Genomic DNA, 22,600 nt, shown 5'->3' with positions numbered 1-22,600 from the left:
CAACGCCATCATGGATCAATCCATCTTCCTCATCGTCATCATCGTCGCGTTCGCCGCCTTCATGTTCTACAGCAGCCGGAAGCGCAAGAAGCAGCAGGCCGAGCTGCAGACGAAGATGCAGCCGGGCGCCCGCGTCATGCTCTCCTTCGGCCTCTACGGCACGCTGCTCTCCGTCGACGACGAGAAGGTCACCGCCGACGTCGAGATCGCACCGGGCACCGTCGTGACGGTCCACCGTCAGACGCTCTCCCGCGTGGTCGACGACAACGCCTCCGACGTCGACGAGACCGTGACCACGGACGACGCAGCCGCGGCTCCGGTCCTGGACCTCGGCAAGGACGACCGTCGCGACGAGCCGGAGTTCGGGCAGCGCGTCGAGCCGACCGAGTCCGACGCGGCGAAGCGCAAGACCGAAGACTGACACCCCCGGGCCGCCGGGTCCTCGTGACCCGGTGGCCTCACTCCTGCCGCCGGCGTCGCCGTCGGTCCTGAACAGAAAGACGAGACGACCGGTGGCACGATCGACACCCGTCAAGAAGGCGTTGCGCTCGCTCACCTGGTTGGTGATCATCATGGCCGCACTCGCGGGCCTGAACACCGCCGCATCGGTGCTGGCAGCCAACACCAAGGACGACACCGACAAGTGGTTCGCCGGCGCGAGCTGGGTGCCGGAGCTGGCGCTCGACCTGCAGGGCGGCACGCAGCTGACGCTCGCGGCGCAGAACACGCAGGGCGGCTCGGTGACGTCGCAGCAGCTCAACCAGGCGGTCAACATCATCCGCCAGCGCATCAACGCCACGGGTGTCTCCGAGTCGCAGATCAACACGCAGGGCACGAACAACATCGTCGTGTCCATCCCGGGCAAGCCGGACAAGGCGACCATCGACCGCATCGAGGCCGCCGCCAAGCTCACCTTCCGCCCGGTCCTCTACACCGAGGCCGCGACGAGCACCTCGGTCGGAGGCGACAAGGGCTCTTCGGCGTCGCCGACGCCCTACACCCCGCCCGCGTCGCTCGAGGCCACGCCGACCGCGAAGGCGACGAACGGCAGCGACCTCTCGCAGGTGACGCCCGCGCTGCAGGACCTGTACAAGAACTACAACTGCAAGGCCCCGGACGACGTCACGACGGCACCCGACGACCAGCCCCTCGTCACCTGTGACCAGGACGGCGCCGCGAAGTACATCCTCGGCCCGGTCGAGGTCTCCGGCTCCGGCATCAGCAACGCGACCTCCGGGCTCGCCACCGACTCGCAGGGCGCGACGACCGGCCAGTGGGCCGTCAACCTGACCTTCAAGGGCAAGGCCTCGGACGACTTCCGCGAGGTCACCAGCCGCCTGGTCAAGCTCCAGCCGCCGCAGAACCAGTTCGCCATCGTCCTCGACGGCACGGTCATCACCGCGCCGGCGTCGAACGCGGCGATCACCAACGGCAAGGCGCAGATCACCGGCAACTTCACCGCGGAGACCTCGAAGACCCTCGCGGACCAGCTGAAGTACGGCGCGCTGCCGATCAACTTCCAGGTGCAGTCGAACGAGAACATCTCCGCGACGCTCGGCACCGCGCAGCTCGTCGGCGGTCTCGTCGCCGGTCTGATCGGTCTGATCCTCGTCGTGATCTACTCGATCATCCAGTACCGCGCGCTGGCGTTCGTCACGGTCCTGTCGCTCGGCGTCGCCGCGGTGATCACCTACCTGGTCATCGCGATCATGTCGTGGCGCGTCGACTACCGGCTCTCGCTCGCGGGCGTCGCGGGCCTCATCGTGGCCATCGGCATCACGGCGGACTCGTTCATCGTCTACTTCGAGCGCATCCGTGACGAGCTCCGGGACGGCCGCGGGCTCGAGAGCGCGGTGGAGTCCGGTTGGAAGCGGGCGCTCCGTACGATCCTGGCGTCCGACTCGATCAACTTCCTCGCCGCCGTGGTGCTCTACATCCTCGCGGTCAGCGACGTGAAGGGCTTCGCGTTCACGCTGCTCCTCACCACGCTCATCGACGTCGTCGTGGTCGTGCTCTTCACGCACCCGATGATGCAGCTCATCGCCCGCAGCCGGTTCTTCGGCGAGGGCCACCGGTTCAGCGGACTCGACCCGTCCGCCCTCGGCGCGGTCTACCGCGGTCGCGCGCAGTTCCGCGCTCCCGTGGTCGACGGCAAGCGCCAGCGCAGCGCGGGCGAGGCCCAGCGCCGCCAGACGATCGCGGAGCGGAAGGCCCAGCAGGCCTCCGGCGCGCAGCACGGCACGACGCCGGACGGGAAGGACGACTGATGGCCAGCTTCAGCCAGTTCGGCAGCGACCTCTACACGGGCAAGCGCTCGTACGACATCGTCGGCCGACGCAAGACGTGGTACCTCGTCGCGATCATCGCGATCGTGGTGTCCCTCGCCGTGCCGTGGCTCCGCGGCGGGTACCAGCTCGGCATCGAGTTCACCGGCGGCTCCGAGTTCACGATCTCGAACGCGGGTTCGACCGACCAGTCGATCGCGACCCGGACCGTCGAGTCGATCGTGCCCGAGGGCATCCCGCGGGTCTCGCAGGTCGGCCGGGACGGCATCCGCGTCCAGACCGAGCAGCTGACCGACCGCGAGACCACCCAGGTGCAGGACGCCCTCGCGAAGGCGTACGACGTCTCCGACGACCAGGTCGCGTCAACGTACATCGGTGCGACGTGGGGTGCCGACGTGCTCGCCCAGGCGATCCGCGGACTCGTGATCTTCCTCGTGCTCGCCGCCGTCGTCATGGCGCTGTACTTCCGCACGTGGAAGATGTCCGTGTCCGCCATGGTGGCGCTGCTGCACGACCTGCTCATCACGGCGGGCGTGTACGGCATCGTCGGGCTCGAGGTCACGCCCGCCGCGGTCATCGGCTTCCTGACGATCCTCGGGTACTCGCTGTACGACACCGTGGTGGTGTTCGACAAGGTGCGTGAGAACACGAGCCAGGAGTCGCACCGGACCTTCGTCCAGTCGGTGAACCTCGCGGTGAACCAGACCCTCGTCCGGTCGATCAACACCTCGGTCGTGGCCCTGCTGCCCGTCGCGGCGATCCTGTTCATCGGCTCCTACGTGCTCGGCGCTGGCACGCTGCGGGACATCTCGCTCGCGCTGTTCATCGGCATCATCGTGGGCACGTACTCGACGATCTTCATCGCGTCGCCGATGTACGCCCACCTGCGCGAGAACGAGCCGAAGATCAAGCAGGCCGACGCCAAGAAGCGCCAGGCGGCCGAGAAGCGGCAGCGCGAGGTCGACGCCACCGCCGAGGCCGTCTGATGGCGGTCGAGGTGCACGACGTCGACGTCGCCGAGGCCCGTCGACGGATCGACGCCGGTGCGCGGCTGTTCGACGTCCGCGAGCAGGGGGAGTGGGACGAGGTCCACGCTCCCGAGGCGACGCTGGTGCCCATGTCGGAGCTCGTCGCCCGCTGGCAGGAGATCGACGGGGGCGATCAGCCCGCGATCGTCGTCTGCCATTCCGGCGGCCGGTCCGCCCGGGTCGTCGCCGCGCTCGAGCAGTCCGGCGTCCCCGCGGTGAACCTCGTCGGCGGGATGACCGCGTGGGAGCAGGCCGGCGAGCCGGTCGTCCGCGCGGGTGCCACCGCCGAGGACGCCCAGGGCGAACCGCGTCACGAGCACTGACCGGACGCGCGTAGTCTTGCTGGACCGTACCCGGACACCGGTCGTTGGAGGCGCATCATGACGGACACCCGTGAGTCCACGCCCCAGGGTGCGACCGAGCCCGGTGCGAGCCGGCCCGGCTCGGCGCCGCGGCCGACGAGTCCGCTCGGTCCGAACACGACCGGGAACATCGGGTCGCTCCGGTCCCTGCTGCCGCGGCTCTTCTCGCGGGCGCAGCCGGCCGGCGCCGTCGACACGCTGATCCGGACGGTGCGGTCGCACCACCCGAAGGCCGACGTGACGCTCATCGAGCGGGCGTACTCGGTCGCGGAGCGTGCGCACGACGGGCAGAAGCGCAAGTCGGGCGAGCCGTACATCACGCACCCGGTGGCGGTCGCGCAGATCCTCGCCGACCTGGGGATCGGCACGATCACGATCGCCGCAGCGCTGCTGCACGACACCGTCGAGGACACGGACTACCAGCTCGACGAGCTCCGCGCCGACTTCGGCGACGAGATCGCGATGCTCGTCGACGGCGTCACGAAGCTCGACAAGGTCAAGTACGGCGACAGCGCCCAGGCCGAGACCGTCCGCAAGATGGTGATCGCGATGTCGAAGGACATCCGGGTGCTCGTCATCAAGCTCGCGGACCGTCTGCACAACGCCCGCACGTGGGGCTTCGTCGAGTCCGCCTCCGCAACGCGCAAGGCGAAGGAGACGCTCGAGATCTACGCGCCCCTGGCGCACCGACTCGGCATCCAGATGATCAAGCTGGAGCTCGAGGACCTGTCGTTCGCGGTCCTGCACCCGAAGCTCTACGTCGAGATCGACAGCCTGGTCAAGGAGCGCCAGCCGAAGCGCGAGCAGTTCGTGCAGAACGTGATCGGCACGCTCAAGAAGGACCTGAAGGCGTCGAAGATCCGCGGCGACGTGATGGGCCGGCCGAAGCAGTACTACTCGATCTACCAGAAGATGATCGTCCGCGGGCGCGAGTTCGACGAGATCTACGACCTGGTCGGCATCCGCGTGCTCGTCCCCACCGTGCGCGACTGCTACGCGATGCTCGGTTCGGTGCACGCCCGCTGGACCCCGCTGCCCGGGCGCTTCAAGGACTACATCGCCACCCCGAAGTTCAACCTGTACCAGTCGCTCCACACCACGGTGCTCGGACCCCAGGGCCGTGCGGTCGAGATCCAGATCCGCACGCACGAGATGCACCAACGCGCCGAGTTCGGTGTCGCGGCGCACTGGAAGTACAAGCAGCGTGCCCAGGGCCGTGACGTCGACACGAGCACCACCGACGACCAGGACATGGCCTGGCTCGCCCACATCACCGACTGGCAGGCGGAGACGAGCGACCCGGGAGAGTTCCTCGACTCGCTCCGGTACGAGATCGGCGCGAAGGAGACGTACGTCTTCACGCCGCAGGGCAAGGTCATCGGGCTGCCCGCCGGCGCGACCCCGGTCGACTTCGCCTACGCGGTGCACACCGAGATCGGGCACCGCACCATGGGTGCCAAGGTCAACGGCCGCCTGGTGCCGCTCGAGAGCCAGCTGTCCAGCGGCGACGTCGTCGAGATCTTCACGTCGAAGAACCCCGACTCGGGCCCGAGCCAGGACTGGCTGACGTTCGTCCGCAGTCCGCGCGCGCGGAACAAGATCAAGCAGTGGTTCACCAAGGAGCGCCGCGAAGAGGCGATCGAGCAGGGCCGCGACGCCATCGCTCGGGCGATGCGCAAGCAGAACCTGCCGCTCCAGCGCATCATGAGCCAGGACTCCATCTCCGAGGTGGCCTCGGCGATGCGCTACGAGGACGTCTCGGCGCTCTACGCGGCGATCGGCGAGGGACACGTCTCCACGCAGTCGGTCATCGAGAAGATCCTCGCGGGCGTCCAGACCGAGGCCGAGACCGACGAGCCCGAGCTCGCGTTCCCGCGGCAGGTCACGAGCCGGCAGCTCCGCAACAGCGACAGCGGGGTGCTCGTGCGCGGTGCGCCCGACATCCTCGTCAAGCTCGCCAAGTGCTGCACCCCGGTGCCGGGAGACCAGATCGTCGGCTTCATCACCCGCGGCCAGGGCGTCTCGGTGCACCAGGCCTCGTGCACGAACGTGAAGTCGCTCATGAACGAGCCCGACCGCATGATCGAGGTCGAGTGGGCACCGTCGTCCAAGTCGGTGTTCCTCGTGCAGATCCAGATCGAGGCGCTCGACCGCTCCGGTCTGCTCAGCGACGTCACGCGGGTCCTGACCGACCATCACGTCAACATCCTGTCCGCCACCGTCTCGACCTCGTCGGACCGCCTCGCGCTGAGCCGCTTCGTGTTCGAGATGGGCGACACGACCCACCTGGACCGGGTGCTCAACGCGGTGCGGCGCATCGACGCGGTCTACGACGTCTACCGCGTCAGCGCCGGCTGACGTGACAGCAGCCGATCACCCACCGAGCGGTGCGTCCAGGAGCGCGTCGAGCCGCCGGGCGGCCTGACGGACCATCGGGACGGTCCCGAGCGCGTCCAGCGCGGCCAGGACCGCCTCAGGCTCGGTCGCACCCACCGCGAAGAGCCCCCGCACGGCGTCCGCGGCGTCCGGGTCGAGGTCCCCGATGGCGCGGAGCAGGTCGACGACCGTGCGGACCGGTGTCGTCACACGCACGCCGTCGAGCGCCACGGTGTCCTCGGGCCCGATGCGTACCTGCCGCACGCGCACGGTCGTCACGTCGGCGACCCGGATGCCGAGGGGTGCGGCCGCCTCCGCCGGCTCCGGAGCACACGACCGACCGCCCCAGATCCACGCTGCACTGCCCCCGCACGCGACGAGCCGACGATCGGGCACGTCGACCGCCCAGGCTTCGGCACGGAGCGACGGTACCTGGGCCTCGGCGACGGAGGCCCAGCACGACCCCACCGGCACGAGCTCACCGGCGAGCACGGCGGCGCGGAGCTCCGCCTCCGGCCAGTCCGTACTGGTCAGGAGTCGGGACGACGGGGCTGTCGCAGGATGGCCCGCTGATCGGCGCCGCCGCGCTCGTGCACCGCGCCGACGTCCTGCGCTGAGGTCCTGCGGCTGCCGTCGTGCGCCGACGGCGCCGGCGGTTGTCCACAGTGGCTGTCCTGCCGGTGCGCGCTCCGGCAGGATGGCCGGGTGCCGTCGTCCCGACTCCTGACCAGTACGGACTGGCCGGAGGCGGAGCTCCGCGCCGCCGTGCTCGCCGGTGAGCTCGTGCCGGTGGGGTCGTGCTGGGCCTCCGTCGCCGAGGCCCAGGTACCGTCGCTCCGTGCCGAAGCCTGGGCGGTCGACGTGCCCGATCGTCGGCTCGTCGCGTGCGGGGGCAGTGCAGCGTGGATCTGGGGCGGTCGGTCGTGTGCTCCGGAGCCGGCGGAGGCGGCCGCACCCCTCGGCATCCGGGTCGCCGACGTGACGACCGTGCGCGTGCGGCAGGTACGCATCGGGCCCGAGGACACCGTGGCGCTCGACGGCGTGCGTGTGACGACACCGGTCCGCACGGTCGTCGACCTGCTCCGCGCCATCGGGGACCTCGACCCGGACGCCGCGGACGCCGTGCGGGGGCTCTTCGCGGTGGGTGCGACCGAGCCTGAGGCGGTCCTGGCCGCGCTGGACGCGCTCGGGACCGTCCCGATGGTCCGTCAGGCCGCCCGGCGGCTCGACGCGCTCCTGGACGCACCGCTCGGTGGGTGATCGGCTGCTGTCACGTCAGCCGGCGCTGACGCGGTAGACGTCGTAGACCGCGTCGATGCGCCGCACCGCGTTGAGCACCCGGTCCAGGTGGGTCGTGTCGCCCATCTCGAACACGAAGCGGCTCAGCGCGAGGCGGTCCGACGAGGTCGAGACGGTGGCGGACAGGATGTTGACGTGATGGTCGGTCAGGACCCGCGTGACGTCGCTGAGCAGACCGGAGCGGTCGAGCGCCTCGATCTGGATCTGCACGAGGAACACCGACTTGGACGACGGTGCCCACTCGACCTCGATCATGCGGTCGGGCTCGTTCATGAGCGACTTCACGTTCGTGCACGAGGCCTGGTGCACCGAGACGCCCTGGCCGCGGGTGATGAAGCCGACGATCTGGTCTCCCGGCACCGGGGTGCAGCACTTGGCGAGCTTGACGAGGATGTCGGGCGCACCGCGCACGAGCACCCCGCTGTCGCTGTTGCGGAGCTGCCGGCTCGTGACCTGCCGCGGGAACGCGAGCTCGGGCTCGTCGGTCTCGGCCTCGGTCTGGACGCCCGCGAGGATCTTCTCGATGACCGACTGCGTGGAGACGTGTCCCTCGCCGATCGCCGCGTAGAGCGCCGAGACGTCCTCGTAGCGCATCGCCGAGGCCACCTCGGAGATGGAGTCCTGGCTCATGATGCGCTGGAGCGGCAGGTTCTGCTTGCGCATCGCCCGAGCGATGGCGTCGCGGCCCTGCTCGATCGCCTCTTCGCGGCGCTCCTTGGTGAACCACTGCTTGATCTTGTTCCGCGCGCGCGGACTGCGGACGAACGTCAGCCAGTCCTGGCTCGGGCCCGAGTCGGGGTTCTTCGACGTGAAGATCTCGACGACGTCGCCGCTGGACAGCTGGCTCTCGAGCGGCACCAGGCGGCCGTTGACCTTGGCACCCATGGTGCGGTGCCCGATCTCGGTGTGCACCGCGTAGGCGAAGTCGACCGGGGTCGCGCCGGCGGGCAGCCCGATGACCTTGCCCTGCGGCGTGAAGACGTACGTCTCCTTCGCGCCGATCTCGTACCGGAGCGAGTCGAGGAACTCTCCCGGGTCGCTCGTCTCCGCCTGCCAGTCGGTGATGTGGGCGAGCCAGGCCATGTCCTGGTCGTCGGTGGTGCTCGTGTCGACGTCACGGCCCTGGGCACGCTGCTTGTACTTCCAGTGCGCCGCGACACCGAACTCGGCGCGTTGGTGCATCTCGTGCGTGCGGATCTGGATCTCGACCGCACGGCCCTGGGGTCCGAGCACCGTGGTGTGGAGCGACTGGTACAGGTTGAACTTCGGGGTGGCGATGTAGTCCTTGAAGCGCCCGGGCAGCGGGGTCCAGCGGGCGTGCACCGAACCGAGCATCGCGTAGCAGTCGCGCACGGTGGGGACGAGCACGCGGATGCCGACCAGGTCGTAGATCTCGTCGAACTCGCGCCCGCGGACGATCATCTTCTGGTAGATCGAGTAGTACTGCTTCGGCCGGCCCATCACGTCGCCGCGGATCTTCGACGCCTTCAGGTCCTTCTTGAGCGTGCCGATCACGTTCTGCACGAACTGCTCGCGCTTCGGCTGGCGCTCCTTGACCAGGCTGTCGATCTCGACGTAGAGCTTCGGGTGCAGGACCGCGAACGACAGGTCCTCGAGCTCCAGCTTGATCATCTGGATGCCGAGTCGGTGCGCCAGGGGCGCGTAGATCTCGAGCGTCTCCTTCGCCTTGCGCGTTGCGGAGGCGGACTCGACGAAGCCCCACGTGCGGGCGTTGTGCAGACGGTCCGCGAGCTTGATGACGAGCACCCGGATGTCCTTCGACATCGCGATCACCATCTTGCGGACGGTCTCGGCCTGGGCGCTGTCGCCGTACTTGACCTTGTCGAGCTTCGTGACGCCGTCGACGAGCATCGCGATCTCGTCGCCGAAGTCGGCGCGGAGCTCGTCGAGCTGGTAGTCCGTGTCCTCGACGGTGTCGTGCAGCAGCGCTGCGGCGATCGTGATCGTGCCGATCCCCAGGTCGGCGAGGATCTGCGCGACCGCCACCGGGTGCGTGATGTACGGCTCGCCCGACTTGCGCTTCTGCCCGTCGTGCGCACGCTCCGCGACCGAGTACGCCCGCTCGATGAGCGTCACGTCGGCCTTCGGGTGGTGCGACCGCACCGTCCGGATCAGCGTGTCGACGGCGCCGGCCGGCTGCGCCCGCGAGAAGAGCCGCGGCAGCAGGGACCGGAGCGACCCGATGTTCCCGGTCGTGTTCGGACCGAGCGGACTCGTCGGCCGCGGCGCCGAGCCGGGCCGGCTCGCACCGGGCTCGGTCGCACCCTGGGGCGTGGACTCACGGGTGTCCGTCATGATGCGCCTCCAACGACCGGTGTCCGGGTACGGTCCAGCAAGACTACGCGCGTCCGGTCAGTGCTCGTGACGCGGTTCGCCCTGGGCGTCCTCGGCGGTGGCACCCGCGCGGACGACCGGCTCGCCGGCCTGCTCCCACGCGGTCATCCCGCCGACGAGGTTCACCGCGGGGACGCCGGACTGCTCGAGCGCGGCGACGACCCGGGCGGACCGGCCGCCGGAATGGCAGACGACGATCGCGGGCTGATCGCCCCCGTCGATCTCCTGCCAGCGGGCGACGAGCTCCGACATGGGCACCAGCGTCGCCTCGGGAGCGTGGACCTCGTCCCACTCCCCCTGCTCGCGGACGTCGAACAGCCGCGCACCGGCGTCGATCCGTCGACGGGCCTCGGCGACGTCGACGTCGTGCACCTCGACCGCCATCAGACGGCCTCGGCGGTGGCGTCGACCTCGCGCTGCCGCTTCTCGGCCGCCTGGCGCTTCTTGGCGTCGGCCTGCTTGATCTTCGGCTCGTTCTCGCGCAGGTGGGCGTACATCGGCGACGCGATGAAGATCGTCGAGTACGTGCCCACGATGATGCCGATGAACAGCGCGAGCGAGATGTCCCGCAGCGTGCCAGCGCCGAGCACGTAGGAGCCGATGAACAGGATCGCCGCGACGGGCAGCAGGGCCACGACCGAGGTGTTGATCGACCGGACGAGGGTCTGGTTCACCGCGAGGTTCACCGACTGGACGAAGGTCCGGTGCGACTCCTGGCTCGTGTTCTCACGCACCTTGTCGAACACCACCACGGTGTCGTACAGCGAGTACCCGAGGATCGTCAGGAAGCCGATGACCGCGGCGGGCGTGACCTCGAGCCCGACGATGCCGTACACGCCCGCCGTGATGAGCAGGTCGTGCAGCAGCGCCACCATGGCGGACACGGACATCTTCCACGTGCGGAAGTACAGCGCCATGACGACGGCGGCGAGCACGAGGAAGATCACGAGTCCGCGGATCGCCTGGGCGAGCACGTCGGCACCCCACGTCGCACCGATGTACGTTGACGCGACCTGGTCGTCGGAGACGTCGTACGCCTTCGCGAGGGCGTCCTGCACCTGGGTGGTCTCGCGGTCGGTCAGCTGCTCGGTCTGGACGCGGATGCCGTCCCGGCCGACCTGCGAGACCCGCGGGATGCCCTCGGGCACGATCGACTCGACGGTCCGGGTCGCGATCGACTGGTCGGTCGAACCCGCGTTCGAGATCGTGAACTCGGAGCCGCCGGTGAACTCGATGCCGAGCTGGTACCCGCCGCGGAGCCACGGCACGGCGAGGGACACCACGATCGCGATGATCGCGACGAGGTACCACGTCTTGCGTCGGCCGACGATGTCGTACGAGCGCTTGCCCGTGTAGAGGTCGCTGCCGAACTGGCTGAAGCTGGCCATCAGTCGTCCTTCCCGTCCGGCGTCGTGCCGTGCTGCGCGCCGGAGGCCTGCTGGGCCTTCCGCTCCGCGATCGTCTGGCGGCGCTGGGCCTCGCCCGCGCTGCGCTGGCGCTTGCCGTCGACCACGGGAGCGCGGAACTGCGCGCGACCGCGGTAGACCGCGCCGAGGGCGGACGGGTCGAGTCCGCTGAACCGGTGGCCCTCGCCGAAGAACCGGCTGCGGGCGATGAGCTGCATCATCGGGTGCGTGAAGAGCACGACCACGACGACGTCGATGAGCGTGGTGAGGAGCAGCGTGAACGCGAAGCCCTTCACGTCGCTGACCGCGAGGATGTAGAGCACCACGGCGGCGAGGAAGTTGATCGAGTCGGACGCCAGGATCGTACGGAGCGCCCGCTTCCAACCGGACTCCACCGCGCTCTCGAGCCCGCGGCCGTCCCGGAGCTCGTCACGGATGCGCTCGAAGTAGACGATGAACGAGTCCGCCGTGATGCCGATGGCCACGATGAGGCCCGCGACGCCCGCGAGCGAGAGCCGGTAGTCGACGCGCCACGACATGATCGCGATGACCAGGTAGGTGATCACCGCGGCGACGCCGAGCGACAGGACCGTGACGAACGCCAGCGCGCGGTACTGGATGATCGAGTAGATCACGACGAGGATCAGACCGATCAGACCGGCGACGAGACCGCCGACGAGCTGCGCGGTGCCGAGCGTCGCGGAGATGTTCTCGTTCGACTGCACCTGGAAGTTGATCGGCAGCGCGCCGTACTTCAGCTGGTCCGCGAGGGTCTTCGAGGTCTCCGCGGTGAAGTTGCCGGTGATCTGCGCCTTGCCGTTGGTGATCGCCGCGTTCGACGCCGGCGCGGTGATGACCGTGCCGTCGAGGACGATGGCGAACTGGTTCTGCGGCGGCTGGAGCTTGACCAGGCGGCTGGTGACCTCGCGGAAGTCGTCCGAGGCCTTGCCCTTGAAGGTCAGGTTGACGGCCCACTGGCCGGTCGTCGCGCCCTGCGAGTCGGTGGCGAGCCCGGAGGTCGCGTTGCTGATGCCGGAGCCGGAGACCTCGACCGGGCCGAGGATGTACTTCGCGGCGCCGTCCTGGTCACAGGTGACGAGGGGCTGGTCGTCGGGTGCCGTCGTGACGTCGTCCGGGGCCTTGCAGTTGTAGTTCTTGTACAGGTCCTGCAGCGCGGGCGTCACCTGCGAGAGGTCGCTGCCGTTCGTCGCCTTCGCGGTCGGCGTGGCCTCGAGCGACGCGGGCGGGGTGTAGGGCGTCGGCGACGCCGAAGAGCCCTTGTCGCCTCCGACCGAGGTGCTCGTCGCGGCCTCGGTGTAGAGGACCGGGCGGAAGGTGAGCTTGGCGGCGGCCTCGATGCGGTCGATGGTCGCCTTGTCCGGCTTGCCCGGGATGGACACGACGATGTTGTTCGTGCCCTGCGTGTTGATCTGCGACTCGGAGACACCCGTGGCGTTGATGCGCTGGCGGATGATGTTGACCGCCTGGTTGAGCTGCTGCGACGTCACCGAGCCGCCCTGCGTGTTCTGCGCCGCGAGCGTCAGCTGCGTGCCGCCCTGCAGGTCGAGCGCCAGCTCCGGCACCCAGCTCGCGCCGGCGAACCACTTGTCGGTGTCGTCCTTGGTGTTGGCTGCCAGCACCGATGCGGCGGTGTTCAGGCCCGCGAGTGCGGCCATGATGATCACCAACCAGGTGAGCGAGCGCAACGCCTTCTTGACGGGTGTCGATCGTGCCACCGGTCGTCTCGTCTTTCTGTTCAGGACCGACGGCGACGCCGGCGGCAGGAGTGAGGCCACCGGGTCACGAGGACCCGGCGGCCCGGGGGTGTCAGTCTTCGGTCTTGCGCTTCGCCGCGTCGGACTCGGTCGGCTCGACGCGCTGCCCGAACTCCGGCTCGTCGCGACGGTCGTCCTTGCCGAGGTCCAGGACCGGAGCCGCGGCTGCGTCGTCCGTGGTCACGGTCTCGTCGACGTCGGAGGCGTTGTCGTCGACCACGCGGGAGAGCGTCTGACGGTGGACCGTCACGACGGTGCCCGGTGCGATCTCGACGTCGGCGGTGACCTTCTCGTCGTCGACGGAGAGCAGCGTGCCGTAGAGGCCGAAGGAGAGCATGACGCGGGCGCCCGGCTGCATCTTCGTCTGCAGCTCGGCCTGCTGCTTCTTGCGCTTCCGGCTGCTGTAGAACATGAAGGCGGCGAACGCGACGATGATGACGATGAGGAAGATGGATTGATCCATGATGGCGTTGCCTTCTCTGGTTGCTCGGCTTCGGGCCGTAGCAGTCTAGGGCACGGGTCTGCACCCGTCCGGTCGCGCGGGGTGCTGCACCCGGCGCATGACTCAGGATGCAGAATACCGCATGCCGCTATTCGTCGTCGAACAGGTCCGGCTGCATCCCGGTGGCGGCACCCGGCGTCAGGCCGAAGTGGCGCCAGGCCTGCGGGGTGGCGATCCGACCGCGCGGCGTCCGCGTGACGAGGCCCACCCGGACGAGGAACGGCTCGACGACGGACTCGATGGTCTCGGACTCCTCGCCCACCGACACCGCGAGGGTGTTCAGGCCGACCGGGCCGCCGTCGAAGCGGGTCAGCATCGTCTCGACGACGGCCCGGTCGAGGCGGTCGAGACCGAGTTCGTCGACGTCGTACAGGTCGAGCGCCCCCTGGACGGCCGTCATGCCGTCGGCGGTGCCGTGCACGAGCGCGTAGTCCCGGACCCGGCGGAGCAGACGGTTCGCGATGCGCGGGGTCCCTCGGGAGCGCCCGGCGATCTCGCGGAGCGCCGAGCGGTCGATGCGCAGGTCGAGCAGGTGCGCGGCGCGGATCAGGACCTGTTCGAGCTCGTCCTTCTCGTAGAACTCGAGGTGTGCCGTGAAGCCGAAGCGATCGCGCAGGGGGTTCGGGAGGAGGCCCGCGCGGGTGGTCGCCCCGACGAGCGTGAACGGCGCGAGGTCGAGCGGGATGCTCGTCGCGCCCGCACCCTTGCCGACCATGACGTCGATGCGGAAGTCCTCCATCGCGAGGTAGAGCATCTCCTCTGCGGAGCGCGCCATGCGGTGGATCTCGTCGATGAACAAGACCTCGCCCGGGACGAGCGACGAGAGCACCGCCGCGAGGTCACCGGCGTGCTGGATCGCCGGCCCGCTCGACATCCGCAGCGGACGGCCGGACTCGTGCGCGACGATCATCGCGAGCGTCGTCTTGCCGAGGCCGGGCGGCCCGGCCATCAGGATGTGGTCCGGCGTGCGTTCCTGCATCGCGGCGGCCTTGAGCAGCAGGTCGAGCTGCCCGCGGACCTTGCGCTGGCCGACGAACTCGTCCAGGGACTTCGGCCGGAGCGCGCCCTCGAACGCGAGCTCTTCCTGCGACTCGGCGCCCGCGGAGGTGATGCCGCTCACCGTCCGGCCCCCGCGGGACGGAGGGTCCCGAGCGCGGCGCGGAGGAGCGACTGCGTGCCCATGGCGGCGGCGCCCGGGTCGGTGGCGACGACCGAGTCGACGGCGGACTGCGCGGCGTCCTCGCGCCACCCGAGGCCGACGAGCGCCGAGACGACGTCGATCGCGGCGGGGTGTGCCCCGGCGGCACCCGCGACCGTGGCGCCGGCGGGTGCCTGCTCGAAGGCGAGGAGCTTGCCGGAGAGCGCGACCGTGATGAGCTTGGCGGTCTTCGGGCCGATGCCGGAGACCTTGCGGAAGACGGCGTCGTCCTCGGCGGCCACGGCGTTCGCGACCTGGGCAGGGTCGAGGTGTGCGAGCACCCCCATCGCGGACTTCGGGCCGACGCCCGACACGCTGCGCAGGAAGTCGAAGACCTGCAGCGCCTCGGCCGACTCGAAGCCGAACAGCTGGTGCTCGTCCTCGCGCACGATCATCCGCGTGCGCAGGAACACCTCGGACCCGTGGCGCATCGTCAGCGCGTGCGCCGGGGTGACGGTCACGGCGTACCCGACTCCCCCGACCTCGACCACCACGGCCGATCCGGCGATGTCGATGCAGGTTCCCCGGAGGCTCGCGATCATGCTCCGAGCCTAGGGCTGCCCACCGACGGAGCCGGCCCGCCGCGCGGCACCGCCCCGGCCGCGAGCGAACGGTGCGCCACCGCCCGGACGCGCCGCGGCGGCCGCGCGGGCGAGCGGGGAGTCCGCGGTGCCGGCCTGCGCGTCCCGCCAGGCGCGCTGTGCCGGGGTGAGCGTTGCCGGACCGGGGCCGACCCGGTCGGGTGATCCGAGCCTCCAGGCATGGCACACGGCCAGCGCGAGCGCGTCCGCGGCGTCCGCCGGCTTCGGGGCCTCGTCGAGTCCGAGCACCCGGGCGATCATGGTCTGCACCTGCCGCTTGTCGGCGTTGCCGTAGCCGGTGACGGCGGCCTTGACCTCGGACGGCGTGTGCAGTCCGACGGGCAGACCGCGCGCCGCCGCGGCGTGCAGCGCGAGTCCGGCGGCCTGGGCCGTGCCCATCACCGTCCGGACGTTCGCCTGCGCGAAGACGCGCTCGACGGCGACGGCGTCCGGACGGTGCTCGTCGATCTCGGCGGCGATGCCGTCCGCGATGCGGAGCAGACGCTGTTCGAGCGCCATGTCGGCTGGTGTGCGCACGACGGTGACGTGCACGAGCCGGGCACGCCGGTTCGGTGCGACCTCGACCACGCCGACGCCGCACCGGGTGAGCCCGGGGTCGACCCCGAGCACCCGGAGCATCGGACTAGTCCTCGTCCTCGTCGAGCTCGGCCTGGACGTCCGCGGGGATGTCGAAGTTCGCGTAGACGTTCTGCACGTCGTCCGAGTCCTCGAGCGCGTCGATCAGCTTGAAGACCTTGCGCGCGGTGTCCGCGTCGACCGGGACCTTGACCCCGGGGACGAACTCGGCGTCGGCGGAGTCGTAGTCGATGCCGGCGTCCTGCAGCGCGGTGCGCGCAGCGACGAGGTCGGTCGCCTCGGTGATGACCTCGAAGCCACCGCCCTGGTCGATGACGTCCTCGACGCCCGCGTCGAGCACGGCCGTCATGACGGTGTCCTCGTCGAGGCCGTCGACCTTCGTCACCGAGATGACGCCCTTGCGGGAGAAGTTGTAGGCGACGCTGCCCGGGTCGGCCATGGTGCCGCCGTTGCGGGACATCGCCGTCCGGACCTCGGCCGCGGCGCGGTTCTTGTTGTCGGTGAGGCACTCGACGAGCATCGCGACGCCGTTCGGGCCGTAGCCCTCGTACATGATCGTCGTGTACTCGATCGACTCACCGGTCAGACCGGCGCCGCGCTTGATGGCGCGGTCGATGTTGTCGTTCGGCACCGAGGTCTTCTTGGCCTTCTGGACCGCGTCGACCAGGGTCGGGTTGCCCGACAGGTCGGCCCCGCCCATCTTGGCCGCGACCTCGATGTTCTTGATGAGCTTGGCGAACGACTTCGCGCGGCGCTGGTCGATGACCGCCTTCTTGTGCTTGGTCGTTGCCCACTTGGAATGCCCGGACACGGTGCTCCTTGGTCTCGCTGAAGATCCGGACCAGTCTACCGGCCGGGAGGATCGGATCGCCGCCGCCCCGCGGGTCGCGTCCCAGCCCGGTCGCGCCCGGCATCCGGGGCAGGCTTCAGGCGGAGCGGACCATCGCCAGGAAGCGACGGTGGAAGCGGTCCTCGCCCGCGACCTCGGGGTGGAACGCGCTCGCGAGGACGTTGCCCTGCTGCACGGCGACGACCTGTCCGTCCGCGAGGGCGCCGAGGACCTGGACGTCGGTGCCGTGCTGCTCCACCACGGGCGCGCGGATGAACACCGCGTGCACCGGGGCCTCGCCGAGCGCCGGCATCGGGATGTCGGTCTCGAAGGAGTCGTTCTGGCTGCCGAACGCGTTGCGGCGCACCGTCGTGTCGAGCACGTCGAGCGTCATGGACAAGCTCTCCCGGGCGTTCGGCGTGGCCGAGCCCCTGTCCGCGGCGATCCGCGGCGGGCTCCCGACGTACGGCACCTGCGCGGGGATGATCATGCTCTCGTCGCGCATCGCCGCGGGGATCCCGGGGCAGCAGACGCTCGACGTGCTCGACACGACGGTGCGCCGCAACGCGTTCGGCAGCCAGAACGACTCCTTCGAGACCGACATCCCGATGCCGGCGCTCGGCGAGACGGTGCGGTGCGGGGACGTCGGCGACGTTGATGCCGACCATGGCCTCGCCGAGCCCGCGGGACACCTCGGCGATGACCTTGGGGTCGTCGTGGAAGGTGACGGCCTTGACGATGGCGGCGGCGCGCTTCGCGGGGTCGCCGGACTTGAAGATGCCGGACCCGACGAACACGCCGTCGGCACCGAGCTGCATCATCATCGCGGCGTCGGCCGGGGTGGCGACACCGCCCGCGGTGAAGAGCACGACCGGGAGCTTGCCTGTCTGCGCGACCTCCTTCACGACGTCGAACGGCGCCTGGAGCTCCTTCGCGGCGACGTAGAGCTCGTCCTCCTTGAGGTACCGGAGCGCCGCGATCTCCTTCGAGATGGTGCGGATGTGCTTCGTCGCCTCGGACACGTCACCGGTGCCGGCCTCGCCCTTGGAGCGGATCATCGCGGCACCCTCGGTGATGCGACGGAGTGCCTCGCCCAGGTTGGTGGCGCCGCAGACGAACGGCGTGGTGAAGTTCCACTTGTCGATGTGGTTGACGTAGTCGGCGGGCGACAGGACCTCGGACTCGTCGATGTAGTCGACGCCGAGCTCCTGGAGCACCTGTGCCTCGACGAAGTGGCCGATGCGGGCCTTCGCCATGACGGGGATCGACACCGAGGCGATGATCTCCTCGATCATCGACGGGTCGGACATGCGGGCGACGCCGCCCTGCGCACGGATGTCGGCGGGGACGCGCTCGAGGGCCATGACGGCGGTCGCGCCGGCTTCCTCCGCGATGCGGGCCTGCTCGGCGTCGACGACGTCCATGATCACGCCGCCCTTGAGCATCTCGGCGAGACCGCGCTTGACGCGGTCGGAGCCGGTGATCGAGGTGCCGTTGGTGCCCGAGGTGCTGGTGCTGTCGCTCATGATGCCCTCCACTCTAGTGCGCCGTCGGCCAGCCTTCCGCGACGAGTCGGCGGGTGTCCCCCAGCAGCTGGGACATCGACTTCGTCCGGGCGATGATCGGGAAGAAGTTCGAGTCCGAGGCCCACCGCGGGACGACGTGCTGGTGCAGGTGCCCGGCCACCCCGGCGCCCGCGATCTCGCCCTGGTTCATGCCGATGTTGAAGCCGTCGCAGTGCGACACGGCACGCAGCACGCGCATCGCCGTCTGGGTCAGCTCCGCCATCTCGCGGGTCTCGTCCGGCGTCGCCTCGTCGTAGAGCGGGACGTGCCGGTACGGGCAGACGAGCAGGTGGCCGTTGTTGTACGGGAACAGGTTGAGCAGGACGTAGGCGTGCTCGCCGCGGGCGACGATGAGGGCGTCCTCGTCGGACTTCCGGGGCGCCTCACAGAACGGGCAGTCGTCCTCGTGCCCGCGGCCCTTCCCCTCTCGACCGGCATCGATGTACGCCATCCGGTGCGGGTTCCAGAGCCGCTGGAAGGCGTCCGGGACGGCCGCGCCGGTCGCGGCGTCCCGGATGACCAGCGGGTCGGGACCGACCACGTCGTCGACGTGACCGGTCCCGGGGACCGACGGCGTGCCTCCCGGCTGCTCGGCGACCATCAGACCTGCGTGCGGTCGCGGATCGCGGTGAGGATGCGTTCGACCGCCTCGTCCACGGGCACGCCGTTGTCCTGGCGGCCGTCGCGGAAGCGGAAGCTCACGGCGCCGGCGTCGCGGTCGTCGCCGCCGGCGATGAGCTGGAACGGCACCTTCGCCTTGGTGTGCGTGCGGATCTTCTTCTGCATGCGGTCGTCCGAGTGGTCGACCTCGGCGCGGACCCCGTGCGAGCGGAGCTTCGCGACGACCTCGTCGAGGTAGTCGCCGTACTCGGCGGCGACCGGGATCGCGACGACCTGGACCGGGGACAGCCACGCCGGGAACGCGCCCGCGTAGTGCTCGGTGAGGACGCCGAAGAAGCGCTCGATCGAGCCGAACAGGGCGCGGTGGATCATCACCGGGCGCTGACGCGAGCCGTCCGGCGCCGTGTACTCGAGGCCGAAGCGCTCCGGCAGGTTGAAGTCGAGCTGCACGGTCGACATCTGCCACGTGCGGCCGATGGCGTCACGCGCCTGCACCGAGATCTTCGGGCCGTAGAACGCCGCGCCCGCCGGGTCCGGGACGAGCTCGAGCCCGGACTCCTCGGCGACCTCGCGCAGGGTGTTCGTCGCGACCTCCCACACCTCGTCGTCGCCGACGTACTTCTCCGGGTCCTTCGTGGAGAGCTCGAGGTAGAAGTCGTCGAGGCCGTAGTCGCGGAGCAGCGAGAGCACGAACTGCAGCGTCGTGGTGAGCTCCTCCTTCATCTTCTCCTGCGTGGTGAAGATGTGGGCGTCGTCCTGGGTCATGCCGCGGACGCGCGTGAGTCCGTGGATGACGCCGGACTTCTCGTTGCGGTAGACCGTGCCGAACTCGAACATCCGCAGCGGCAGGTCGCGGTAGGAGCGGGCCTGCGAGCGGTACGCCAAGATGTGCATCGGGCAGTTCATCGGCTTGAGGTAGTAGTCCGCCCCCTGCCGCGTGACGTTGCCGTCCTCGTCCGTCGCCTGGTCCATGTGCATGGCCGGGAACATGCCGTCCTTGTACCAACCGAGGTGGCCCGACTGCTCAAACAGGTCGCCCTTGGTGATGTGCGGCGTGTAGACGAAGGAGTAGCCCTCCTGTTCGTGCCGGCGGCGCGAGTAGTCCTCCATCTCGCGGCGGATGATGCCGCCCTTCGGGTGGAAGATCGCCAGGCCCGAGCCGATCTCGTCGGGGAACGAGAACAGGTCGAGCTCGGCACCGAGCTTGCGGTGGTCGCGCTTCGCTGCCTCCTCGAGCCGGAGCTGGTACGCCTTGAGCTGCTCCTTGTCCGGCCACGCCGTGCCGTAGACGCGCTGCAGCTGCGGGTTCTTCTCGGAGCCGCGCCAGTAGGCCGCCGCCACGCGCATGAGCTTCGACGCGTTGCCGATCCAGCGGGTGTGCGGCACGTGAGGACCGCGGCAGAGGTCCTGCCAGACGACCTTGCCGGACTTCGGGTCGACGTTCTCGTAGACGGTGAGCTCGCCGGCGCCGACCTCGACACTCTCACCGGAGTCGCCGTCGGCCGCTGCGCCCTTGAGGCCGATGAGCTCCTGCTTGTAGGGCTCCCCCGCCATGCGCTCACGGGCTTCGTCGTCGGTGACGACGACGCGGCGGAAGCGCTGGGCCTGACGGATGATCCGGTCCATGCCCTTCTCGATCGCCTTGAGGTCCTCGGGCGTGAACGGCTCGGCGACGTCGAAGTCGTAGTAGTAGCCGTCGGTGACGGGCGGGCCGATGCCGAGCTTGGCCTCCGGGTTGATCTGCTGGACCGCCTGTGCGAGCACGTGCGCGGCCGAGTGCCGGAGGATGTCGAGGCCGTCCTGCTCCTGCAGCGTCACCGCCTCGGCGGTCTCGCCGTCCTGCACGGCCGCGTCGAGGTCCTTCAGGACACCGCCGACGCGGATGGCGACGACGCCGCGCTCGCCGTCGAAGAGCTCGGTGCCCGTCGTGGCCGTCGTCGCGGTGCGGGGCTCGGGTGCCTGGGGCAGGTCTGCGGGCTCGGGTGCGACTGCGTCGGTCACGATCGTGGTGCTCCTCGGTTGGTTCAGGGGTGGGTCAAGACTAGTGCGCGGTCACGCCGGTTCAGGCGGGCACGCGCCCGAGCGTGGTGACCGGCAGGCGCGGCTCGAGGCGCTCGCGCCCGGCCAGGCCGTCGAGCTCGAGGAGCGACGCGAAGCCGATCGCCTCGTAGCCGGCACGCTCGAGCAGCGTGACGGTGGCCGCCGCCGTGCCACCGGTCGCCAGGACGTCGTCGACGACGAGCACCCGGGTCCCCTGCGGCAGCTGGCCCGGGCGGAGCTCGAGCTCCGCCTCGCCGTACTCCAGCGCGTACTGCTCGCTGAGGACCTCGCCGGGGAGCTTCCCCGCCTTGCGAACGGTCAGGACGCCGACCTGGTGCTGCGCGGCGATCCCGCCGGCGAGGGCGAACCCGCGGGCCTCGATGCCGGCGACCGCCTGGAACCCGGCGCCGACGGCGAACGGTGCGGCGAGGGCCTCGCAGACGCGGCCGAACGCGACGGGGTCGGAGAACACCGGGGTCACGTCGCGGAACAGGATGCCGGGCTTCGGGAAGTCCGGCACGATCGCGGTGAGACGTTCGACGAGGGCAGCAGCGGTTTCGGTCACCGCACAACGGTAGTCGACCGCGTGGGCGGACCACGCCGAGGGCGGTCCCTGCCCCTCGTTCTGGTGCTCGACGCGCGGGCCCGTGAGGGGTTCCCATTGGACGAGGACCGGTCGACCGGGTGCACGGGGCGCCCTCCTGGTCGGGAGGAACCGTGCACCACCGCGTCAGCACCCTGGCCACCGCCGCCTTCACGGCGGCAATCGTGGTCGTCGGCCTGTCGGTCGCGCCGAGCAGTGCGACGGCTGCCACACGGACGGCCCGCGCGCCGATCGCGGCGGGCACCATCAGGACGGCACCCGCGAGTGCGGTGTTCGCCGGCGGACTGACCGTGCAGCCGGACAACCAACCCGCCGCCGCGGCCGCGGCACTCGCCGCCCAGGGCAGGACCGCCGACGCGGCAGCTGCTCGGACGATCGCCGCGCAGCCCATCGCCACCTGGCTGGGCGACTGGCTCCGCGGCGACCAGCTGGACCGCGTCGTGGCCCGCAACCTCGCCGCGGCCGAGAAGAGCGGGACGACCCCGGTGTTCGTGACCTACGCGATCCCGAACCGGGACTGCGGTGGGTACTCGGCCGGCGGACTCAGCGCAGCGGAGTACCCCGTGTGGAACCAGCGGATCGCGACGATGCTCCGCGGCCACCGCGCCGTCGTCCTCGTCGAACCGGACTCGCTGTCCCACCTGACCTCGTGCGTGTCCGAGAGCGCGACCCGTCCCGCACTGGTGGCCTCGGCGGTCCGTGCGTTCGCCGACGCCGGGGTCCCCGCCTACCTGGACGGCGGGAACGAGGACTGGAACCCGCCGGCCGTGCAGGCGGCGCTGCTGCAGCGCGCGGGCATCGACCGAGCACGGGGTTTCTACACGAACGTGGCGAACTTCTACGGTGTCGACGGGGAGCGCGCCTACGCCGACCGTCTCAGCGCACTGGTCGGCGGCGCGCGCTACGTGATCGACGTGTCACGGAACGGCCGCGGGTGGCGCGGCACGTGGTGCAACCCGACGGGCGCCGGACTCGGGCAGTCGCCGCGGGTCACCGCCGGGACCACGCGGCTCGACGCCCTGCTGTGGGTGAAGACCCCCGGCGCCAGCGCGAGGTGGACCTGCTCGTGCACAGCGCCGTCATGCGCATGTGGCGCTGAGCCCCGCGGTCGCGGCCGCCGGCCGCCGGCTGCCGTCGCTCCGAACCACGAACGCGACGTCGAACCAGGCATCCCGCC

Annotated in this window: 20 protein-coding genes and 3 pseudogenes; 8 read left to right on the top strand and 15 right to left on the bottom strand. The window is 70.2% G+C overall.

What is annotated here, in order from left to right:
• The first annotated feature begins 10 nt into the window (after positions 1-10).
• The 5 genes from HUN59_RS11975 to HUN59_RS11955 all read left to right on the top strand — a co-directional run bounded on the left by HUN59_RS11975 (position 11) and on the right by HUN59_RS11955 (position 6,033).
• Positions 11-421 carry a preprotein translocase subunit YajC gene (locus tag HUN59_RS11975; RefSeq protein ID WP_058743035.1) on the top strand — a complete coding sequence of 137 codons (411 nt, stop codon included), beginning with the start codon at positions 11-13 and terminating at the stop codon, positions 419-421.
• A gap of 91 nt (positions 422-512) precedes the next feature.
• Complete coding sequence (gene secD, locus HUN59_RS11970; protein ID WP_174778465.1) at positions 513-2,267, top strand: protein translocase subunit SecD; 1,755 nt, start codon at positions 513-515, stop codon at positions 2,265-2,267.
• Positions 2,267-3,271: a protein translocase subunit SecF gene (gene secF / locus HUN59_RS11965; protein WP_174778466.1), complete on the top strand. Its 1,005-nt coding sequence runs from the start codon at positions 2,267-2,269 to the stop codon at positions 3,269-3,271. Before secD (HUN59_RS11970) ends, secF (HUN59_RS11965) begins: the two co-directional genes overlap by 1 nt.
• The gene (locus tag HUN59_RS11960) at positions 3,271-3,636 is read left to right on the top strand and encodes a rhodanese-like domain-containing protein (protein ID WP_114851181.1); all 366 of its coding nucleotides are present in this window, start codon (positions 3,271-3,273) and stop codon (positions 3,634-3,636) included. The genes secF (HUN59_RS11965) and HUN59_RS11960 overlap by 1 nt, the downstream gene beginning before the upstream one ends.
• A 57-nt stretch (positions 3,637-3,693) precedes the next feature.
• The gene (locus HUN59_RS11955) at positions 3,694-6,033 is read left to right on the top strand and encodes a RelA/SpoT family protein (RefSeq protein WP_231050742.1); all 2,340 of its coding nucleotides are present in this window, start codon (positions 3,694-3,696) and stop codon (positions 6,031-6,033) included.
• Between the two features lie 15 nt (positions 6,034-6,048).
• On the opposite strand, the gene HUN59_RS11950 is transcribed toward HUN59_RS11955, so the two are convergent.
• The gene (locus HUN59_RS11950; protein WP_174778468.1) at positions 6,049-6,543 is read right to left on the bottom strand and encodes a hypothetical protein; all 495 of its coding nucleotides are present in this window, start codon (positions 6,541-6,543) and stop codon (positions 6,049-6,051) included.
• A gap of 213 nt (positions 6,544-6,756) precedes the next feature.
• Between HUN59_RS11950 and HUN59_RS11945 the strand changes: the two genes are divergently transcribed.
• Positions 6,757-7,311, top strand: coding sequence for a hypothetical protein (locus HUN59_RS11945; RefSeq protein ID WP_174778467.1), 555 nt, complete (start codon positions 6,757-6,759; stop codon positions 7,309-7,311).
• A 15-nt stretch (positions 7,312-7,326) separates the two neighbouring features.
• On the opposite strand, the gene HUN59_RS11940 is transcribed toward HUN59_RS11945, so the two are convergent.
• The 10 genes and pseudogenes from HUN59_RS11940 to HUN59_RS11895 all read right to left on the bottom strand — a co-directional run.
• Positions 7,327-9,666 (bottom strand): RelA/SpoT family protein, encoded by a 2,340-nt coding sequence (locus HUN59_RS11940; RefSeq protein ID WP_231050742.1) that lies wholly within the window; start codon positions 9,664-9,666, stop codon positions 7,327-7,329.
• Between the two features lie 57 nt (positions 9,667-9,723).
• Complete coding sequence (locus tag HUN59_RS11935; protein ID WP_114851181.1) at positions 9,724-10,089, bottom strand: rhodanese-like domain-containing protein; 366 nt, start codon at positions 10,087-10,089, stop codon at positions 9,724-9,726.
• On the bottom strand, positions 10,089-11,093 hold the full coding sequence (gene secF / locus HUN59_RS11930) for a protein translocase subunit SecF (protein ID WP_174778466.1): 1,005 nt from the start codon (positions 11,091-11,093) through the stop codon (positions 10,089-10,091). The genes HUN59_RS11935 and secF (HUN59_RS11930) overlap by 1 nt, the downstream gene beginning before the upstream one ends.
• Positions 11,093-12,847, bottom strand: coding sequence for a protein translocase subunit SecD (gene secD, locus HUN59_RS11925; RefSeq protein ID WP_174778465.1), 1,755 nt, complete (start codon positions 12,845-12,847; stop codon positions 11,093-11,095). The genes secF (HUN59_RS11930) and secD (HUN59_RS11925) overlap by 1 nt, the downstream gene beginning before the upstream one ends.
• A 91-nt stretch (positions 12,848-12,938) precedes the next feature.
• Positions 12,939-13,349: a preprotein translocase subunit YajC gene (locus tag HUN59_RS11920; protein ID WP_058743035.1), complete on the bottom strand. Its 411-nt coding sequence runs from the start codon at positions 13,347-13,349 to the stop codon at positions 12,939-12,941.
• A 127-nt stretch (positions 13,350-13,476) separates the two neighbouring features.
• The gene (gene ruvB, locus HUN59_RS11915) at positions 13,477-14,508 is read right to left on the bottom strand and encodes a Holliday junction branch migration DNA helicase RuvB (protein ID WP_058743034.1); all 1,032 of its coding nucleotides are present in this window, start codon (positions 14,506-14,508) and stop codon (positions 13,477-13,479) included.
• The gene (gene ruvA / locus HUN59_RS11910) at positions 14,505-15,128 is read right to left on the bottom strand and encodes a Holliday junction branch migration protein RuvA (protein WP_174778464.1); all 624 of its coding nucleotides are present in this window, start codon (positions 15,126-15,128) and stop codon (positions 14,505-14,507) included. Before ruvA ends, ruvB begins: the two co-directional genes overlap by 4 nt.
• Positions 15,129-15,137: 9 nt before the next feature.
• On the bottom strand, positions 15,138-15,806 hold the full coding sequence (gene ruvC, locus HUN59_RS11905; RefSeq protein ID WP_083520117.1) for a crossover junction endodeoxyribonuclease RuvC: 669 nt from the start codon (positions 15,804-15,806) through the stop codon (positions 15,138-15,140).
• 4 nt (positions 15,807-15,810) lie between these two features.
• Positions 15,811-16,575 carry a YebC/PmpR family DNA-binding transcriptional regulator gene (locus tag HUN59_RS11900; protein WP_058743032.1) on the bottom strand — a complete coding sequence of 255 codons (765 nt, stop codon included), beginning with the start codon at positions 16,573-16,575 and terminating at the stop codon, positions 15,811-15,813.
• Between the two features lie 115 nt (positions 16,576-16,690).
• Positions 16,691-16,984, bottom strand: a pseudogene (locus HUN59_RS11895) (pyridoxal 5'-phosphate synthase glutaminase subunit PdxT); the annotation flags it as partial.
• On the opposite strand from HUN59_RS11895, the pseudogene HUN59_RS19735 reads away from it, so the two are divergent.
• A pseudogene (locus tag HUN59_RS19735) lies at positions 16,977-17,219 on the top strand (pyridoxal 5'-phosphate synthase glutaminase subunit PdxT); the annotation flags it as partial. The pseudogenes HUN59_RS11895 and HUN59_RS19735 sit on opposite strands and share 8 nt — an antisense overlap.
• Here the strand turns inward: HUN59_RS19735 and pdxS are convergent.
• The 4 genes and pseudogenes from pdxS to HUN59_RS11870 form a co-directional block, all read right to left on the bottom strand.
• Positions 17,208-18,119 (bottom strand): annotated as a pseudogene (gene pdxS / locus HUN59_RS11885) (pyridoxal 5'-phosphate synthase lyase subunit PdxS); the annotation flags it as partial. The pseudogenes HUN59_RS19735 and pdxS sit on opposite strands and share 12 nt — an antisense overlap.
• 13 nt (positions 18,120-18,132) lie before the next feature.
• Positions 18,133-18,759, bottom strand: a complete 627-nt coding sequence (locus tag HUN59_RS11880) for an HIT family protein (RefSeq protein ID WP_083520116.1) — start codon at positions 18,757-18,759, stop codon at positions 18,133-18,135.
• Positions 18,759-20,747: a threonine--tRNA ligase gene (gene thrS, locus HUN59_RS11875; protein WP_174779474.1), complete on the bottom strand. Its 1,989-nt coding sequence runs from the start codon at positions 20,745-20,747 to the stop codon at positions 18,759-18,761. Before thrS ends, HUN59_RS11880 begins: the two co-directional genes overlap by 1 nt.
• Before the next feature lie 94 nt (positions 20,748-20,841).
• Positions 20,842-21,384 carry an adenine phosphoribosyltransferase gene (locus HUN59_RS11870; RefSeq protein WP_058743030.1) on the bottom strand — a complete coding sequence of 181 codons (543 nt, stop codon included), beginning with the start codon at positions 21,382-21,384 and terminating at the stop codon, positions 20,842-20,844.
• A gap of 152 nt (positions 21,385-21,536) precedes the next feature.
• Between HUN59_RS11870 and HUN59_RS11865 the strand changes: the two genes are divergently transcribed.
• Positions 21,537-22,600 (top strand): glycoside hydrolase family 6 protein (locus HUN59_RS11865; protein ID WP_174778463.1); only part of this gene is annotated, 1,064 nt, incomplete at its 3' end.

The organism is Curtobacterium sp. Csp2 (genome assembly GCF_013347165.1).
Note: the sequence above shows the minus strand (reverse complement) of the source record. Positions and strands in the feature narration are given on the sequence as shown.